At 65.8% G+C, this 16,362-nt stretch carries 17 protein-coding genes; 4 read left to right on the forward strand and 13 right to left on the reverse strand.

Going from position 1 to position 16,362, the window contains the following annotated elements; all coding sequences use genetic code 11:
• Positions 1-120 precede the first annotated feature (120 nt).
• Positions 121-381 carry a CDGSH iron-sulfur domain-containing protein gene (locus tag FXN65_RS05455; RefSeq protein ID WP_151132072.1) on the forward strand — a complete coding sequence of 87 codons (261 nt, stop codon included), beginning with the start codon at positions 121-123 and terminating at the stop codon, positions 379-381.
• Positions 382-537: 156 nt separating this feature from the next.
• On the forward strand, positions 538-855 hold the full coding sequence (locus FXN65_RS05460; RefSeq protein ID WP_151132073.1) for a Nif3-like dinuclear metal center hexameric protein: 318 nt from the start codon (positions 538-540) through the stop codon (positions 853-855).
• On the opposite strand, the gene FXN65_RS05465 is transcribed toward FXN65_RS05460, so the two are convergent.
• Entirely contained in the window at positions 856-1,728 is an 873-nt protein-coding gene (locus FXN65_RS05465) for a helix-turn-helix domain-containing protein (RefSeq protein WP_151132074.1), read from the reverse strand.
• 148 nt (positions 1,729-1,876) lie between these two features.
• Between FXN65_RS05465 and FXN65_RS05470 the strand changes: the two genes are divergently transcribed.
• Both FXN65_RS05470 and FXN65_RS05475 read left to right on the forward strand, forming a co-directional pair.
• Positions 1,877-2,782 (forward strand): DMT family transporter, encoded by a 906-nt coding sequence (locus FXN65_RS05470; RefSeq protein ID WP_151132075.1) that lies wholly within the window; start codon positions 1,877-1,879, stop codon positions 2,780-2,782.
• Positions 2,779-3,099 (forward strand): cupin domain-containing protein, encoded by a 321-nt coding sequence (locus FXN65_RS05475; protein WP_151132076.1) that lies wholly within the window; start codon positions 2,779-2,781, stop codon positions 3,097-3,099. The genes FXN65_RS05470 and FXN65_RS05475 overlap by 4 nt, the downstream gene beginning before the upstream one ends.
• 7 nt (positions 3,100-3,106) lie before the next feature.
• Here FXN65_RS05475 and FXN65_RS05480 read toward each other — a convergent pair whose 3' ends face one another.
• The 12 genes from FXN65_RS05480 to FXN65_RS05535 all read right to left on the reverse strand — a co-directional run bounded on the left by FXN65_RS05480 (position 3,107) and on the right by FXN65_RS05535 (position 16,361).
• On the reverse strand, positions 3,107-3,643 hold the full coding sequence (locus FXN65_RS05480; protein ID WP_212632327.1) for a GNAT family N-acetyltransferase: 537 nt from the start codon (positions 3,641-3,643) through the stop codon (positions 3,107-3,109).
• 21 nt (positions 3,644-3,664) lie between these two features.
• Entirely contained in the window at positions 3,665-4,033 is a 369-nt protein-coding gene (locus FXN65_RS05485; protein WP_151132078.1) for a hypothetical protein, read from the reverse strand.
• Positions 4,034-4,183: 150 nt separating this feature from the next.
• Positions 4,184-5,014, reverse strand: a complete 831-nt coding sequence (locus tag FXN65_RS05490) for an SDR family oxidoreductase (protein WP_151132079.1) — start codon at positions 5,012-5,014, stop codon at positions 4,184-4,186.
• Positions 5,015-5,099: 85 nt separating this feature from the next.
• Positions 5,100-5,564 carry a multidrug transporter gene (locus FXN65_RS05495; RefSeq protein ID WP_151132080.1) on the reverse strand — a complete coding sequence of 155 codons (465 nt, stop codon included), beginning with the start codon at positions 5,562-5,564 and terminating at the stop codon, positions 5,100-5,102.
• A gap of 76 nt (positions 5,565-5,640) precedes the next feature.
• Positions 5,641-7,083 (reverse strand): mannose-1-phosphate guanylyltransferase/mannose-6-phosphate isomerase, encoded by a 1,443-nt coding sequence (locus FXN65_RS05500; RefSeq protein WP_151132081.1) that lies wholly within the window; start codon positions 7,081-7,083, stop codon positions 5,641-5,643.
• 138 nt (positions 7,084-7,221) lie between these two features.
• A complete protein-coding gene (locus FXN65_RS05505) occupies positions 7,222-7,866 on the reverse strand; it encodes an alginate O-acetyltransferase AlgF (RefSeq protein WP_151132082.1) in 645 nt (214 codons plus the stop codon).
• Positions 7,867-7,935: 69 nt separating this feature from the next.
• The gene (locus FXN65_RS05510) at positions 7,936-9,084 is read right to left on the reverse strand and encodes an alginate O-acetyltransferase (RefSeq protein ID WP_151132083.1); all 1,149 of its coding nucleotides are present in this window, start codon (positions 9,082-9,084) and stop codon (positions 7,936-7,938) included.
• 12 nt (positions 9,085-9,096) lie between these two features.
• Positions 9,097-10,590, reverse strand: coding sequence for an MBOAT family O-acyltransferase (locus FXN65_RS05515; RefSeq protein ID WP_151132084.1), 1,494 nt, complete (start codon positions 10,588-10,590; stop codon positions 9,097-9,099).
• Between the two features lie 189 nt (positions 10,591-10,779).
• Positions 10,780-11,877 carry a mannuronate-specific alginate lyase gene (locus tag FXN65_RS05520; RefSeq protein ID WP_151132085.1) on the reverse strand — a complete coding sequence of 366 codons (1,098 nt, stop codon included), beginning with the start codon at positions 11,875-11,877 and terminating at the stop codon, positions 10,780-10,782.
• Positions 11,878-11,893: 16 nt separating this feature from the next.
• Positions 11,894-13,315 carry an alginate O-acetyltransferase gene (locus tag FXN65_RS05525; RefSeq protein ID WP_151132086.1) on the reverse strand — a complete coding sequence of 474 codons (1,422 nt, stop codon included), beginning with the start codon at positions 13,313-13,315 and terminating at the stop codon, positions 11,894-11,896.
• 11 nt (positions 13,316-13,326) lie between these two features.
• Positions 13,327-14,874 (reverse strand): mannuronan 5-epimerase AlgG, encoded by a 1,548-nt coding sequence (gene algG / locus FXN65_RS05530; RefSeq protein ID WP_244620712.1) that lies wholly within the window; start codon positions 14,872-14,874, stop codon positions 13,327-13,329.
• Between the two features lie 41 nt (positions 14,875-14,915).
• Positions 14,916-16,361 carry an alginate export family protein gene (locus FXN65_RS05535; RefSeq protein WP_151132088.1) on the reverse strand — a complete coding sequence of 482 codons (1,446 nt, stop codon included), beginning with the start codon at positions 16,359-16,361 and terminating at the stop codon, positions 14,916-14,918.
• Between the last annotated feature and the right edge of the window lies 1 nt (position 16,362).

The following is a 16,362-nucleotide window of genomic DNA, read 5'->3' on the forward strand; positions in this document are numbered from 1 at the left end:
AGTCGGTTCAGGCTTCTGTTCCAGGGCACGAGAGGCCTCAGATTGGCCTGCTCGGACATCGACAGGAAAAGGCGGGAGAAGGCACTCTTCTCCCGCCTTTTTCGTTTCCGAGCCGCGCCCATGCCGGACCCGATCCTGCCTGAAGTCCGCCTGCTGCAACCCGGCGACCGATGCCGCCTTTGCCGCTGCGGCCGTTCGGAACGATTGCCCGATTGCCCGTCCGACTGCCCCGATGGCCTCAGCCTGACCGCCCGCCGCGAGCAACGCCTGCTGCTCTGTCGCTGCGGCCAGTCCAAACGGCTGCCCTGGTGCGATGGCAGCCACAGCCCGCCCACCCCGAGGCTTGGCCAGCGTTGGCGGCGCTTCTGGAAAGGTGAGTAGGGCTTCCCCTTTATCGCCAGATGCACTTTCCCGTGGAGAACGCTTTTGCGCACCATGGGTCCAACTCGCGTATGTGAACAGGGCCTCGGTAAAATGAAGTCAAAATGCCATCATGGCCGAGTATGAACCCGTCGTTGGATCCACGCGGAGAACCCGATGTACAAGCTGTGTTTCTATGTCCCGGAGAGCCATCTCGAACCTGTGAAAAAGGCCATTTTCGCCGCAGGCGGGGGGCGCATCGGCGCCTATGACAGCTGCTGCTGGCAGGCGCTCGGCCAGGGTCAGTTCCGTCCGCTCGAGGGCAGCAGTCCCTACCTGGGCCAGACCGGCACCGTCGAGCATGTAGCCGAATGGAAAGTGGAAATGGTCGTCGCCGACGAAGTGATCCACGAGGCGGTCAAGGCCCTGAAGAAGGCCCACCCTTACGAGACTCCGGCCTTCGAAGTCTGGCGCCTCTCCGACCTGGTGTTCTGATCAGCGAAACGCCGCGCGGTAGGCCCCTGGCGTAGCGCCAACCGCCGTGCGGAAGCGATTGCTGAAGTGACTGGCACTGGCGAAGCCGCACGCCAGGGCGATCTCCCCAAGGGGCAATTCGCCATCCCGCAGCAACTTGCGCGCCCGCACCAGGCGGCGCGCCAGTACGTACTGGTGCGGCGGCATGCCGAAGCTTTCGCGGAACATCCGCGCGAAGTGATATTCCGACAGCGCCGCAAAGGTCGCCAGTTCGCCCAGGCTGATGGGCTCGGCCAGGCGATTCTCGATGTACTCCATGAGACGCCGGCGCAGCACCGGCGCCAGTCCCCCTTTCAGGCGCAGGCCATCACGCATCCCGGCCTGGGTCAGCAGGCTGTGGTGGATCATGTCGTGGGCCAGGCTGGTCGCCCGCAGGCGCTCGGCGGGCTCGTCCCAGTCCAGGGCGATCAGCTGGCGGAAATTCCGCGCCTGCTGTGGATCGTCGAGGAAGGTGCGCTCGCGCAGCTGCAACTCACGGGGTTCTCGATCCAGCAGGGTGACCGCGGCCTGGGCGAAGTGCTCGGCACTGAAGTAGAGGTGCGCCAGGCGGATTTCGCCGTTGATCACCCATGAGGATTCATGCCCGGCGGGAAGGATGCACAGCTTGTCCGGTGCGCCCTTGGTATCCGGCCGCTCGCGGCGGAAGGTGCCGGTGCCGCCCGCCAGGTAGCAGGACAGCGTGTGCACCTTCGGTCCCTGGTAGTCCCGGGCGTCGTGGTGATTGCTCCAGAGGGCCGCGCCCAGGCCGTCGCCAAGCTCCGCGCAATGCTCCAGGCGAGCGTTGGGCGAACTGCTGAGGGACTGGAATACCTGGTTCTGTTCGAGTAGCGACATGGGCTGGGCCGGCCGGTTGGCGAATGAAGTCCATGCTAACGCGCGTGGATGGACGCGGGCAGTCTTCCGACAAGATAAGCGCAAGTTTGTGCAAGCGGGGCAGTGGGGGCGGGCGGAGACTGGCTCCATCGAAACCGGAGTCACCGTGATGAACCTGTCCCTCTACTTGCTCACTGTCCTGATCTGGGGCACCACCTGGATCGCCATCAAGCTGCAGATGGGCAGCGTCGCCATTCCCGCCTCCATCGCCTACCGCTTTGCCCTGGCCGCCGCCGTGCTTTTCGCCATCCTGCTGCTCAGCCGCCGCCTGCAGAAGGTCGACAGTCGCGCCCAGATGATCTGCCTGGCCCAGGGGCTGTGCCTGTTCTGTGTCAACTTCATGTGCTTCTACACCGCCAGCCAGTGGATCCCCAGCGGCCTGATCGCCGTGGTGTTCTCCACCGCCACCCTGTGGAATGCCCTCAATGCACGCATCTTCTTCGGCCAGCGCATCGCGCCGAACGTGCTTGCCGGTGGCGGCCTCGGCCTTCTCGGCCTGGGGTTGCTGTTCTGGCCGGAACTCTCGCACCACAGCGCCAGCCGTGAAACCTTCATCGGCCTGGGACTGGCCCTGCTCGGCACCCTGTGCTTCTCCGCCGGCAACATGCTCTCCAGCCTGCAACAGAAGGCCGGCCTCAAGCCGCTGACCACCAATGCCTGGGGCATGTTCTACGGCGCCCTGATGCTCAGCGCCTGGTGCCTGGTCAGCGGTACGCCGTTCGACGTCGAATGGAACGCCCGCTACATCGGTTCTCTGCTCTACCTGGCCATTCCCGGCTCGGTCATCGGCTTCACCGCCTACCTGACCCTGGTGGGCCGCATGGGGCCGGAACGCGCCGCCTACTGCACGGTGCTGTTCCCCGTGGTGGCGCTGAACATCTCGGCCTTCGTCGAGGGTTACCAGTGGACGCTGCCGGCACTGTTCGGCCTGGCCCTGGTGATGGCCGGCAACGTACTGGTGTTCCGCAAGCCCAAGCCGGCCATGCCGGTCGCCACCACGGCGGGCCGCGCATGAGCGCCGGGCAGGTGGTACGCGGCCGCGACTTCACTGCGCAGAGGGCCTGGGGCGCGCTGGACATCGCCAACCTCGACGGCACCACGGTGCGCCTGCACTGGACCGACCAGCCCTACATCTGGCACGTCAACGACGGCCAGGAGGTCTTCGTGGTGCTGGATGGCGAGGTGGAAATGCGCTACCGGGACGCGGGAGAGGAATGCCGCGTCCGGCTGGGCGTGGGGGACATCTTCTACGCCGGGATCGGCTGCGAACATGTCGCCCATCCCAAGGGGGCGGCACGCATCCTCGTGATCGAGAAGGAGGGCAGTGTCTAGTCCGTCTTCAACCGTTGAGAGGATGGCTCAGGTAGAGCGCGACTTCTTCGGGCGCCACCTCGGTCGGGTCGTAGAGCATGGTGTTGAGGCCGCAGAAGGTGAAGCCGGCGCGCTGGTAGAAGCCGATGGCCGGGTGGTTGCTGGTCTGGGTTTCCAGCCAGAGGCAGCGCATCGCCTGGCTGCGCGCATAGGTCATGGCGCCGCCCAGGAGCGTCCGGCCGATTCCCTGGCCCTGGTGCTTTGGTGCCACGAACAGCGCACTCAACTCGGCGCTGCGGTTCCAGGGCACCAGCCGCACGCAGGCGAAACCGGCCAGGCTGCCATCGCGGGCTTCGGCGGCCAGGGCGAAATCGGCATCCGCCACATCATCGGGGAAGGCGTTGGCGTCGTAGGCCTTGTGGAACGGCTCGGGCAGCGCTTCCTCCACCAGCCGCAGGGCCAGGCCATCGGCCTCGACCCGCCAGATATGGGACGTGCAATAGGAAGCATCGAATGCGGTGAGCCGCTCGCTGTCGGCCGGTACGCGAAGGGGGCGGTAGTTCATGGTGGACATCCTTGTGCGGCGTCAGCGGAATCTCGCGAACACCCGTTCCGACAGAAGCAATGCGGCCATTACCGGATAGCAGAGGTAATGCACCAGGAGCAGCAGGACGCCCATGGGGCTGGGGGTGTCCTGCAAGGTCATCATCGTCAGCAGTCCTAGGTATAGCAGCCCGAGCAGGCCACCGTAGCCGAGGACGATGCGCCAGCGCTCGCCCGGTTCCGGTGCGCGGCGCTGGAGGAAGCGGAAGGCCAGGGCCAGCAGGGCGGCCGTGGCGGCGGCGATCAGCAGGGTGGCGAAAATGCCGCCAACTTTGGCGAAGCTGCGCAAGAGCAGGTTCAGGACGATGGCCAGGGCCACGCCGCCGACGGCGTAGCGCATGGGGAGCGACATGGTGGTTCCTCGGGACCGGGACGGGGATAACTCTAGCTGCTTGGCATTGAACGTGGGTTGGTGCCGAGCGAAGCGAGGCCCAACGCATCGCCGAAGTACCGCCCGTGACACTGAGCAGCCGCTGATGGGAATCGCTGTGCTCCACCCATCCTATAACTCGACTCCGAGTCCGAAGCGCTTCTTCAGCACCCGCTCCAGCAACGATCGCGGCACCCAGCGCGCCAGCAGGGGCAGGGCGCGGCTGCCGTTGCCGATGCGTACCAGCGCCGGACGCGGTTTGCGTTGCACTGCAGCGAGCAGGCTGCGGGCGAAGTCCGCGGCCGGGGTGGGATTGTCCTGGGAGGCGCGGGCACGGGCGCGGATGCCTTCGCGCACCGGCCACCAGGGCGAATCTTCGGCGATCAGGTTTTCCGCCTCGCGAGTGGCGCTGGCGCCGAAGCTGGAGGCGATGGCGCCGGGCTGCACTTCCATCAGGTCGATGCCGAAGGGCGCCAGTTCCAGGCGCAGGGCATCGGAAAGGGCATGCACCGCCGCCTTGGAGGCGCAGTAGGCGCCGGCGAAGGGAGTGACCAGCACGCCGGAGACGCTGCCGATGTTCACCACCAGGCCACGGCGCGTGCGCAGCAGCGGGAAACAGGTGCGGGTCACATCCACCAGGGCGAAGACGTTGGTGTCGAACTGCTTTCGCAGGGCTTCGACGCCGCCGTCCAGCAGTGGCCCCATGGCGCCGAAACCTGCGTTGTTCACCAGCACGTCGAGGCCGCCTCCCTCCTGCTCCAGGCGCGCGGCGAGGGCCGCTACGCCGGCCTGGTCATTCACGTCCAGCTCGACGGCGATGAAGCCGGCGGCTTCCAGAGCGGCCAGGTCCTGCGGCTTGCGGGCCGTGGCCCAGACGCTGTAGCCGGCGGCCTTGAAGGCGTCGGCCAGGGCGCGGCCGATGCCGCTGGAGCAACCGGTGATCAGGGCGGTGGGAGTGGGCATGGCGTGTCCTTGTACGCGGAATGTCGGGTTTCGCTTCGCGCCGACCTGTGCGGCCCGCAGCAACCTGCGGTCGCTGGGCGGGCGATCAGTCGACGAATGTGCCACGCAGATTGGCGGCGCGAAACTCCAGGGATTGTGCGCGATAACCCTGGCGAATGGGCGGGAGTGCGAGGCAGTCCTGCCACTGGGCGCCCGGCTGCAGTTCGGAGGGGCCGAGGTAGCGCGGACGTTCGTAGCTGGGCTGTGCCAGGTTGATGGTGTCGCCGGGGCGGAATGCCTCTACCTGCCAGGCGAAATCACGCAGGACCGCGTCGCCGCCATTGCGTACCCGGATCGACAGCGGACGGTCGGCAGGGCAGCTTTGCGGGGCGTAGGAGAGCTGGATATCGAGGCGGGAGAAACGGCGTTCCGTGCCGCGTTCTTCCCAGAGCACCCAGAGGGCGATCAGGGCCACGCCGAGGACGGCCGCCAGGGACAGCGGCAGGGCCTTGGCCGGATAGCGCAGCAGCAGGATCAGCCAGGTCAGGAAGAGAACAGCGCCAATCAGCATGGAAAGACCTCCTTGAGGCCTTCCATGCTAGCGCAAGCGTGCGACCCGGTATTGCACCGGGCCGCTCGATGCGGGCTCAGCGGGCGATGCTGTGCACCGTCGCGCTTTGCGGCGCACGGCCGTATACGTCATCCAGACGCTCGATGTCGTCCTCACCCAGGTAGCTGCCGGACTGCACCTCGATGATCTCCAGCGGGATCTTGCCGGGGTTGGCCAGACGGTGCACGGAGGCGATCGGAATGTAGGTCGACTGGTTCTCGGTGAGCAGGAACACCTTGTCGTCACAGGTCACCTGGGCGGTGCCGGAGACCACGATCCAGTGTTCGGCGCGGTGGTGGTGCATCTGCAGCGAAAGCTGCGCGCCCGGCTTCACGGTGATGTGCTTGACCTGGAAGCGGCCACCCATGTCCACCGAGTCGTAGGAACCCCAGGGGCGGTACACGGCGCAGTGGTTCTGGGTTTCGCTGCGGCCATCGGCGTCCAGCCTGTTGACCAGTTTCTTCACGTCCTGAACGCGGTCCTTGTGGGCGATCATCATGGCGTCCTTGGTTTCGACCACCACCACGTCGTCCAGGCCGATCACCGACACCAGCTTGCCGTTGCCGTGCACCAGGCAGTTGTGGCTGTCCTGCACCACCACGTCGCCCTTGGTGACGTTGCCGTCCTGGTCCTTGTCGTGCACTTCCCAGATGGAGCTCCAGCTGCCCACATCGTTCCAGCCGGCCGAGAGCGGCACCACGCAGGCACGCTCGGTCTTCTCCATTACCGCGTAGTCGATGGAGTTGTCCGGGCAGCAGGCGAAGGTGGCCGAGTCGATGCTCACCGCGATGCCGTCACGCTTGCTGCGCTCCACGGCCAGCAGGCAGGTGTCGTAGATGTCCACGTCGTGGTGCTTCAGCTCTTCCAGGAAGCGGCTGGCGCGGAACAGGAACATGCCGCTGTTCCAGAAGTAGTCGCCGGACTCCACGTACTGGCGGGCCAGGTCCTCGTTCGGCTTCTCGACGAACTCGGCAACGCGGCTGATGCCATCCGGCAGGCGGACGTCGGCCTTGCTGCGGATATACCCATAACCGGTTTCCGGGCGCTCGGCGGGTACGCCGAAGAGCACCATCTCGCCCTTTTCGGCGGCGATGGTGGCCAGTGCCAGGGCCTGCTGGAAGGCGCGCTGGTCGCGCAGCACGTGGTCGGCCGGGAGCACCAGCATCAGCTCGTCACGGCCTTCGGCCAACAGCTGCATGGCGGCGATCGCCACGGCCGGCGCGGTGTTGCGGCCGAAGGGCTCGAGCAGCATGGCCTGGGCCTGGATGCCGACGGCGTCGAGCTGCTCCTGCACGATGAAGCGGTGATCCTGGTTGGCCACCAGGACGGCCTGTTGCATGCCGTCGAAGTTCAGGCGCAGCAGGGTCTGCTGGAACAGGGTCTGTTCGCCGGTGAGGGCGAGGAACTGCTTGGGATACTGCTTGCGCGAAAGAGGCCAGAGGCGAGAGCCGCTACCGCCAGAAAGGATCACGGGAATCATGGTGTTTCTCCTAGAACTGTCATGGTTTGAGGGCACTGCTTCCATCGATCACATTTCTTTCTTTCCCGCCCTCTGCGTGGCGGGTAATGACCGGCGCGGTTCATCCCGCACCGGTTCTCGCTCCGTTGAGGACTGGCCTCAGGATTCGGCCGGGCGCTTGACCCAGACCGGGGAGAGCTTGCCGCCGCTGCCGGTGATGTAGAGGCAGACCACTTCACCGCGCTGCAGGGAGACGGGCTTGAGGTCGCTGACCTTGCGGGTACCGTCGAACAGGGCGAGGCCGACTTTCACCGGGTTGATCTCGCGTTCGCCGCGGCCTTGCGGTGCCACGTCCTCGACGACCGGGGTCTTGCCGTCGGCGGTCTTCAGGGTGAGTTTTGCGTCGGACAGGTTCTGCACCCGCAGCAGGGCCTTCTGCTTGTTCGTGTAAGGCGGTTCTTCCACCAGTTGAGGGTTCTTGCCGGTCTGGTTGACCAGGGTGTAGTAGCGGTCGGCTTCCAGCTTCACCGGGAGGTTGCTGCTGCCGACCTGGGCGCTGTAGTTGCCCGCCGGGAGGAACTTGAAGTCGCTGGAGCCGAGCGGCGGCACGTCGTTCAGCGCGGTGTTGCCGACGTTGATGCTGAGCTCGCTGCTGCCGGCGTTGTAGGCGCGGACGAACGCGGACCCCTTGGGTGCCTGCGGGCCGTACAGGCCACCTTCATCGGCCTGGGCCTGCAGGGCACCGAGGCCGAGCACGAGGGCGCAGGCATAAGACGTCCAGCTGCGGTTGTTCTGTCGGTTCATGAGGTGTACCTCCATCTTCTCTCTTGATCGGGCCGGTTTCGGCCCTGTTTGCCCCTCGCGAGGGGCGATTCAGTTACCCGAGCGCGAAGCCAGGCGTTCATCGCTGCCGGCGCCCTTGCGCAGGCTGGCGATCCATTCAGGGTCGAATTCGGACAGGTCGCTCAGCATCGGCAGGTAGCGTTCCGGGAACTCCCAGATCACCAGCTGCGGCGGGGCGTCCTTCAGTTCGTCGCTCTTGAGGTACTTGAGCATCGGCAGGATCGGCCCGTGGCCGTCCTCGGCGTGGTTGACCAGGTCGCGCTGCAGGGCCTGGCGCAGGGCTCCGGCGAAGTTCCACTTGTCGTTGGCGCTGTAGCTGGTGCCCACCAGCACCACCGGCACTTCGCTTTCGGCGAACAGGGCGTCCTCACCGGCGGTCCCTTCGCTCTCGCTGCGGGTGGAGCGCTTCTGCAGCTGGTCCGGAGCCGGCATCAGGTTCTCGAACAGCGGGTCCAGGGGCAGGAAGCGGGTCAGGTCGCCCTTGTAGGTATCCACGCCCTGGATATCGGTCACGTAGAGCTGCGGGTTGCCACGCAGGCTCATGGCCTCGCCCACGGCCTTGCCCAGGCTGCCGGCCACCACTTCGGCGCCCTGGGGCGTCCAGTGGGTGTCGGTGCGCAGGAACACCTGGCCCTGATTCTTGGCCTGTTCCAGGGTGGCGAGCAGGTCGGGCGCGATGATCCCGGCCTTGCGCGCGGCACCCCGGAAACGCTCGTAGAGGTCCTGGCGCAGGGCGGTCGGGGTGGCCTCGCCGAGGTACTCGGGATAGAGGCGCGACTTGGCCGGAACGATGGCCAGCAGCAGTTTCACGTCGTGCCGTTCCAGCTCGTCGCGTACCCCCTGGATCAGCGCCAGGTTGTCGCGCATGTGGCGCGCGCCGTCGGCCACCGGGTCGAACTCTTCGTCCGAGAAGAGCCAGCCGTTCTGGCCGATGACCACGCCCTGGCGGCCTTCGCCGAACAGCTTGTAGTCCAGCAGTGCCCAGAGGTTGGTGCCCAGTTGCTTGATCGGGAACTGGTCGTCGTAGCGCTTCTCGAAGGCCTGGGCCAGCTTGCCGTCCAGCACGCTGGTTTCGCTGGACACCGAGAAGCCCAGCACCCCGCGCAGGGACCACAGGCTGAGGGCCAGCAACAGGCCGGAGAAGAGCAGGATGTAGAGCAGGTTCAGGGTTCTGTTCATGGTCGGCTCCACTCAGAACTGGAAGTACAGGAAGGGCGAGAAGCTCTGCGCCGAGAGCTTCAGCACCGAGGCGGTGAACAGCAGCAGCACGGCAGCGTGGAAGGCGAGGGCGCCGAGCTTCACGCGGCTGGCGGCGAGGGTGGCGCTGCCGTCTGCATGGATGGCGATGCCGTCGTCCTCATCGCGGGCCTTCGCCTTGGGCGCGCCGGCCAGCGGCTGGGCGTAGAACTGGCGGATGCCGAAGATGGCCAGCACCACGTAGGCCAGCACCAGGGTGGCGATCTGCAGGCTGGTGAGCTGGGCGCGGTTGAGCTCGGAAAGGCTCCAGTCACCGAAGCTGAACATGGCCGCGTACATGCGCCAGGCCACGTCCAGGTTCTCGGCGCGGAAGATCACCCAGCCGATCACCACCAGCAGGAAGGTGAGGGCCCACTTCAGCGGGTTGAGTGCACGCGGCGCGGCGTTCACACCCAGGGCGCGCTCGATGGCCAGCCAGGCACCGTGCCAGGCGCCCCAGATGATGTAGGTGAAGTTGGCGCCGTGCCACAGACCGCCCAGCAGCATGGTGAGGAACAGGTTGCGGTAGGTCTGGAAGGTGCCGCCACGGTTGCCGCCCAGGCTGATGTACAGGTAGTCCCGCAGCCAGGTGGACAGGCTGATGTGCCAGCGCCGCCAGAACTCGGTGATGGACTGGCTGATGTACGGCTGGTTGAAGTTCTCCATGAAGCGGAAGCCCATCATCAGGCCGAGGCCGATGGCCATGTCGCTGTAGCCGGAGAAGTCGAAGTACAGCTGCGCGGTGTAGGCCAGCGCGCCGAGCCAGGCATCCCCCGTGGTCGGGTCGGAGAGGGCGAAGCAGTGGTCGGCGATCGGCGCGATGCTGTCGGCGATGAAAACCTTCTTGATGAAGCCCTGCATGAAGCGCGTGCAGCCCTCGGCGAACTTGTCCACCGTGTGGGTGCGGTGATTGAACTGGTCCACCAGGTCGCGGAAGCGCAGAACCGGGCCGGCGATCAGGTGCGGGAAGATCGCCACGAAGGCCGCGAAGTCGATCAGGTTGTGCGTCGCCGGGGTGTCACCGCGATAGACGTCGATGATGTAGCTGATGGACTCGAAGACGTAGAAGGAGATCCCGATCGGCAGCAGGATGTGCGTGAGCACGAAGGGCTCCATGCCGAACGAGGTGATGATGGCGTTGAGGCTGTCGACGCCGAAGTTGGCGTACTTGAAGTAGCCGAGGACGCAGAGGTCCACCACCACGCCTAGGATCAGCCATTTCTGTGCCGTCCTGGTGCGCACGCCGGCCGCGCCTATGCGCAGGCCGATCCAGTAGTTGAACACCGTGACGGCGGCGAACAGCGCGAGGAAGTCGATGCGCCACCAGGCGTAGAAGATGTAGCTGGCGACCAGCAACAGCAGGTTTCTGTAGCGTGTCCCGACCAGGTAGTACAAGCCGAGGAAAGTCGGCAGGAACAGGAACAGGAACACGTTTGAAGAAAAGACCATCCGAGTCTCTCCGGTTAACGTTTGATTTCAGTCCCGCCATGTTGGGGCGGGGGCGTATTTCTCCCCTCTCCCCCTGGGAGAGGGGCCGGGGCGGGCCGCGTTCGGATGAGGGGGCTGAACTCCGTGCCGAGGCCAATTCCCCTCACCCCAACCCTCTCCCTCAGGGAGAGGGGGCTGTCCGGGTGCGGGTCAACTTCCCCCCTCCTTCTTCGGGTGAAAGACCTGGGTCACGTCCCCGCCGAGGCGGAAGGTCTTGTAGGGGCCCATCTCGTCCTTGCGTTCGAGGGTTTCCGACGAGCACTGGTAGAGCGAGCACCAGGGCTCCAGCCAGGAGAACTTGCTGTGTTTCTTCAGCTCGCTCATGTCCTGGTCCTTGCCGGTCTTGTCGCTGAAGTCGTCCTGGTCATCCACGCCGGCCAGCACCTTCTCGCCGAGGCGGCGCAGTGCGCCGTCGTTCTCCTCGCGCAGGTCCACGCCGTTGGCCTGGGCGAAGCTGGCGATCATCGCCAGCGGCGGCAGGCTGTAGTTGTGGTAGGCCAGGGCGCGCTGGCGGCGCTTGAGTTCGTTGGGCAGGAAACCGTCCTCGTCCACCTGGCCGGCGGCCACGCGGAACTGCGCTACCGACCAGTCGAAGAGGTCCTGGCGGTTGGTCGCAACCGCGGTGGCCATCACCGACCAGGCGGCCCAGTAGGAGTGGTTGTTGATCCGCTTCAGCGGCAGGTCGCTCCAGTCGTGCACCACCTGGTCGGCCAGGTGCGAGAACCAGGATTCGATCACCCGGGTCTGCGCGGCGTAGGGCGCCAGCGGCTGCGACTCGGAGAACTTCAGGCGCAGGTAGGCCGAAGCCATGCTGCCCAGCGCCCACTTGCGCATCGACTTGCCGGTGTGGTTGTACTCGCTGCTCAGCAGGGCGTTGGCCCGGGCCCAGCTATCCAGCCATTGCAGGGTGCATTCGAGCTGGGTGCGCTGGCCCTTGCGCATGTAGTCCGTGACCATCTTGCTGACGCCGCGCTCCATCTCGGTGATGGCGGCGGTCTTCTCGCGGAAGGCCTTCTCCGCTGCCGGGTTGAGCGTGGAGCGGGCCTTGTCGGAGCCTTCGTACTTGCTGCGGAACTCCAGTTTGGCGGTATAGGGCGCCGGCGGCGCCTTGCAGGTGCCGCCGGATTTGGCATCGCCCGCGACCGGTGCGAAATAGCCTTTGGGCGGCACCAGGTCGGCGGCATGGGCCTGCCCTGCGAGCAGCATGCCCGCGAGCAGGGGAGCGATCAGCCAGTGTCTGGTGTTCATGGGAACCTCCTCTTCCTCACTCGGCGTTGGCCGTGAGGTTGCCGCCGCCCTTGCCGGGACGCGCGCAGACGCTGACGTCGACGCTGAGTTCCTGGGGCATGGGTTCGGGGCTGTGGACTTCCAGGGCGAGCATGTTCAGGTCGGCCCAGTCCGCTTCATTGCGCAGCTCGAAGGCGTAGCGCCCGCCGGTATCGATGCGGTCGCTCTGTTCCAGCTTGAAGTTTTCGCGACGGCCGTTGAGGTACCAGACCGTGGTCTTCAACTCGTGGATGGACGGATCGCTGAGGCGCAGGTCCACCTGGTAGTCGCGGCCGCGCAGGGGCAGGCCGTTGCTGTTGACCAGCACCTCGTTGGCGCCGGGCTTGAGCTTGATCTTGTTCTTCAGCACCTTGGTCCGGCCTTCGCAGCCGTTGTTCACCATCGGCACCGCCTGGCGGTAGAAGCTCGCCTGGGCCATGTCGTAGTGGGTGGCGAATTCCCAGATCAGCACCTTCGGCGTGTTCTCGTGGAATTCCTTGCTGCTCATGTACTGCATCAGCGCGCTTTCGAAGCCGCCGCCGCTGACCGCCATGTTGAGCACCTCGGCGCCGCTGTGCTGTTGCAGGAAGCCGGCGAAGTTGTAGGCCGGGCCGCTGTTACTGGTGCCAACCAGGACCACCTGCGGGTTGGACTCGTCGCCGAACAGGCTGTCGCCGCTGCCGCCGTCGCCCGCGGCTTCGGTCTCGTAGCGGTCGACATACTGGGTCGCGTAGCCATTGCCGCAGAACTGCGCCGCGGTCTTGTGCAAGGTGCCGGCCTTGGGCAGCAGGCCCACCACCTTGCTCTCGTATTCCTTCTTCGGGATGTCGCCGAAGGCGGGGATCTGCTTCAGGGTCTCGGCCACCAGCTTGGCGGTGCGGTCGGCACCGGCCGGCGTCCAGTGGTGGTCGGCCTTGAAGTAGTAGTCGGTGTCCACGCCCTTCTCGTCGAACAGCGGCGAGAGGTCGGTTACCCAGATACCGGCCTTGCGGAATTGGTCCACGGCGGCGAGGTAGTTCTTCTTCGCCAGTTCGTAGTTGAAGTGAGCCTTCTCTTCCGGGGTCAGCTTCTCGCGGTCGATCAGGCCACGGGTGGGCTGGTAGACCACCATCAGCTCGACGCCCTTGGCCTTGAGCGCATCGCGCAGGCGCTTCAACTGGCTCCAGCCGAACTGCGAGGTACCGAAGTCGGTACGCAGGTCGTACTGGGTACGGAACAGCCAGTCGCCCTGTCCCTGCACCAGGGTGGTGAAGAAACTCAGGTACTTGGTGTTGTAGTTGGCCGGATTCTGCGCCGCGGCACAGAGCGGGCCGGTTGCCTGCACGCTGTACTCGGGCGCCGCTTGCGCGCCCTGGGCGGCGGCCAGCAGGGCGGCAGCCAGGGCGGAGGGGGTGAACCACTTGCGGGATAGTCTGGTCATGGGCGGATACCTCAGTCCTGGAGCTCGGCCTGGCTTTCGACGGGGTCGATCAGCACCGCCTTCTTGCGGCGCACCATCAGGTCGAGGATTTCGTCCTGTTTTTCGCCGAGTACACCGGCGAAGCTGATGCCGGTGGATTTGCTCGGGGCGAGCAACTCGACGCGGTAAAGCTCGACCGACAGCGGCGAGTCGATGGAAAGGGGGCTGGAACCGTTCCCGGCGAGCTTGCCGCCCACCACGATCAGCGAGACCTTGGTGTCGAAGGGGTCGAGCTTGACGTTCCGGTCGGTGTTGGAGAGGTCCTTGATGTGGCCGTACACGCCGGTCAGGCCGTTGGCCGCCGAGAGGTTCTCGTACAGGCGGATGTTCACGCTGTTGCGCACGCGGATGCCGTGGCGCTGGTTGCTGAGGATCTTGTTGCCCCACAGCAGGTTGTTCGAGCTCTCGTAGAGGGTGATGCCGTCGGAATGGTTCTGGTAGACCTCGTTCCAGGCCACGAGATTGTTCACCGAGTTACGGTCGATGACGATGCCCGAGAGCTTGTTGTCGTAGGTCTTGTTGTGAACGATCCAGCTGTCGTCCACCTCGCGGGAGATGATGATCCCGTGCTTCTTCTTGGTCCCGAAGACGGTGTTGTGGGCGATGAGCAGCCGCTTCGAGCGGTCGTGGGGGTCGATGCCGTAGACGATGTTGTCGCGGTAGGTGTTGCCCTTGATGACCACGTTTTCGGCTTCGAAGCAGTAGAAGCCGTACCAGTGGTCGATGAACTCGGAATCCAGCAGCCAGCCGGTGGGGGCGGCGCGCTTCAGGCGCTTGGCCTGGCCGGGCGTGTACTGGGTGATGGAGACGCCGTAGGACTTGGAGTTGTCGTAGCCGAGGCTGGTGACCTTGCTGCCGACGATATACAGCTCGCTGCCGCCCCAGGACACCAGGAACGGACGGAATTCCTCGGGCTTCTGGAACCAGGCCGGTGACTTGTTCTTTTCGTTCCAGGCGGTGAGCTGGGTACCGGTGACGAACAGCTTGCCGTCGTTGACCAGGAAGGCGCCGCGCTCCTGGGAGAGGCGGAAGTCCCTGGTCTCCTTGCCGATCTGCAGGCTCGCGCCCTGGGCCACCACCAGCGGCAGGCGGGCGAGGTACACGCCCGGCTCGGTCTCGCTGAACTGGCTGTCGGGCAGGGCCTTGGCCAGGTCTTCCGGCGTCACGTAGCCGCCCTCGACGAAGATCGCCTGGGGCATGCCCTGCTGGCGCCGGACCCATTCGCGCAGACGCTCGTTACCGCCGATGAAGTCCTTCAGCGCATCCTGCTGGAGCATCCGCCGGACCACCACGTGGCCACGGGTGCTGCGATCGATCTTCGCTTCCACGGCCTCGGCGGTGTAGCCGGTCATGTCCGGCAGCTTGGGCGTGTCCAGGTGCAACTGCTCGACGGGCGCGGTGAGCACCTTGTAGTTCTTGATCGGCTTGAGTTGCTGGGTCAGTTCCTCGCCCTGGACCCAGGGCGAGGCGAACTGCAGGGCGCCGAGAATGACGCCTCCCGCCAGCAGTGTGGTTCCCATGCCACGTTTCATGGCTGTTCCTCCCTTGCGCCCAATGCCCATCAGAAGCGCCAGATGAAGTCGACGAAGGCGCGGTGCATTACCGAATCGGTGCCGCTGGCATAGGCATCGCCGGGCTTGAACACGCCGCCACGGAAGCGCACCAGGGCCGAGCGTTCGTCCAGGTGTTCGGCCATGGAAGCCGGCAGCAGGCCCTGCTTGAAGTAGCGGGTGACTACCAGGTCCATCTCCTGGCCGATGTCTTTCTCGCCGTCTTCCAGCGGCGCGATGATTCCGCTCTGGCCGACGTCCTGGTTGTCGTCCACGCGCCAGAAGCGGTGGTAGACGACGCTCGCGTCGTAGTCCTCGCCCATCTGCCAGGAGGTGAAGGCGGTGGCCACTTGCAGGTTGCTCAGCTCGCCGCGGAAGGCTTCACCGAAGCGGTGCATGCGCGACTCGGTGCCGGTGAAGTTGGAGCGGTTGCTCTCAAGGCCGGTCTGGCGGAACTGCTCGGAGCTGTCGTTATCGCCACCGCCGCTGCTGCGGGCGTAGGCGCCGCCGACTTTCCACTGGTCATCGATGTTCCAGCGCAGGCCGAGGTCCACCGCCCAGGCGTCCACGTCGACATTGCGCTTGCCGCTGGCGATGTTCTGGTTGCCCACGGGCGTCTGCTGCAGCTCGTCCACGTCGCCGGTCAGCCAGGTGGCCTGGGCCCAGTAGTTGAGCGGCAGGGTGGAGCGGCGGTCGAAGAAGCCGCCATCGGCTTCCAGGCCCAGCCAGGTCAGGTCGCCGGTGGTGCGCTTGTCCAGTTCATCCACTTCCTCGCCGACGTTGGGCAGGTCGCCGTCGTCGCGGCTGTGGTGAAGCTTGGCGCCGACCCAGTGGCCCGGGCGCCATTGGGTGGAGATGTCGCCGAAGAAGTGCTGGCGGTCCTCGTCTTCCGGGGCCAGTTCGTCAATGTCGGTGCGGTATTCGCTGAAGCGCTCGGCGACGCCGGCGTGGGCGCGCAGCAAGGTGGTGTCGAAGCTCCAGCGCAGGGCTTCGATGTTGGTGTCCCACCAGGTGCCTTCCTCGCTGCGGACGCGCTGGCGGCCGAAGCGCAGGTGCTCGCCGGGGTAGGCGGTGAGGCCGCCGTAGTCGACCCAGAACTCGCGCATGGCCAGGTAGCTCTTGTCCGGCTCGCGGCCGTTGTTGCGCTGGCCGGCGTCGGCTTCGATATCGCTGGATTCCAGGGTGTCGGTTTCGACGATGTCGGTGGCGGTGACCGCCTGGCCCATGGCGAAGGCGCTCCACTGCCCGCGCTCGCCGTAGACCCAGGGGCGCAGGTCGAGACCGATACCGTTCACGTCGCCACCATCGCGGGTACCGAGGTCGCGGTCGTCTTCCGATTGGGCGGTGATCTTCACGTCCAGCCCGAAGTTCTTGCCGTCGGGTTCGGCAGCGTGGGCGATGCTTGCGGCCAGCAGCGACAGGCCGAGGCCTGCCTTGATCCAGGGGGTCTTGTTCATG

This window comes from Pseudomonas lalkuanensis (assembly GCF_008807375.1).
Classification (GTDB): Bacteria; Pseudomonadota; Gammaproteobacteria; order Pseudomonadales; family Pseudomonadaceae; genus Metapseudomonas; species Metapseudomonas lalkuanensis.

Coding starts and splice junctions, on each gene's coding strand:
- FXN65_RS05455 (WP_151132072.1), top strand. CDS start 121: ATGCCGGACCCGATCCTGCCTGAAGTCCGCCTGCTGCAACCCGGCGAC.
- FXN65_RS05460 (WP_151132073.1), top strand. CDS start 538: ATGTACAAGCTGTGTTTCTATGTCCCGGAGAGCCATCTCGAACCTGTG.
- FXN65_RS05465 (WP_151132074.1), bottom strand. CDS start 1,728: ATGTCGCTACTCGAACAGAACCAGGTATTCCAGTCCCTCAGCAGTTCG.
- FXN65_RS05470 (WP_151132075.1), top strand. CDS start 1,877: ATGAACCTGTCCCTCTACTTGCTCACTGTCCTGATCTGGGGCACCACC.
- FXN65_RS05475 (WP_151132076.1), top strand. CDS start 2,779: ATGAGCGCCGGGCAGGTGGTACGCGGCCGCGACTTCACTGCGCAGAGG.
- FXN65_RS05480 (WP_212632327.1), bottom strand. CDS start 3,643: ATGAACTACCGCCCCCTTCGCGTACCGGCCGACAGCGAGCGGCTCACC.
- FXN65_RS05485 (WP_151132078.1), bottom strand. CDS start 4,033: ATGTCGCTCCCCATGCGCTACGCCGTCGGCGGCGTGGCCCTGGCCATC.
- FXN65_RS05490 (WP_151132079.1), bottom strand. CDS start 5,014: ATGCCCACTCCCACCGCCCTGATCACCGGTTGCTCCAGCGGCATCGGC.
- FXN65_RS05495 (WP_151132080.1), bottom strand. CDS start 5,564: ATGCTGATTGGCGCTGTTCTCTTCCTGACCTGGCTGATCCTGCTGCTG.
- FXN65_RS05500 (WP_151132081.1), bottom strand. CDS start 7,083: ATGATTCCCGTGATCCTTTCTGGCGGTAGCGGCTCTCGCCTCTGGCCT.
- FXN65_RS05505 (WP_151132082.1), bottom strand. CDS start 7,866: ATGAACCGACAGAACAACCGCAGCTGGACGTCTTATGCCTGCGCCCTC.
- FXN65_RS05510 (WP_151132083.1), bottom strand. CDS start 9,084: ATGAACAGAACCCTGAACCTGCTCTACATCCTGCTCTTCTCCGGCCTG.
- FXN65_RS05515 (WP_151132084.1), bottom strand. CDS start 10,590: ATGGTCTTTTCTTCAAACGTGTTCCTGTTCCTGTTCCTGCCGACTTTC.
- FXN65_RS05520 (WP_151132085.1), bottom strand. CDS start 11,877: ATGAACACCAGACACTGGCTGATCGCTCCCCTGCTCGCGGGCATGCTG.
- FXN65_RS05525 (WP_151132086.1), bottom strand. CDS start 13,315: ATGACCAGACTATCCCGCAAGTGGTTCACCCCCTCCGCCCTGGCTGCC.
- algG (WP_244620712.1), bottom strand. CDS start 14,874: ATGGGAACCACACTGCTGGCGGGAGGCGTCATTCTCGGCGCCCTGCAG.
- FXN65_RS05535 (WP_151132088.1), bottom strand. CDS start 16,361: ATGAACAAGACCCCCTGGATCAAGGCAGGCCTCGGCCTGTCGCTGCTG.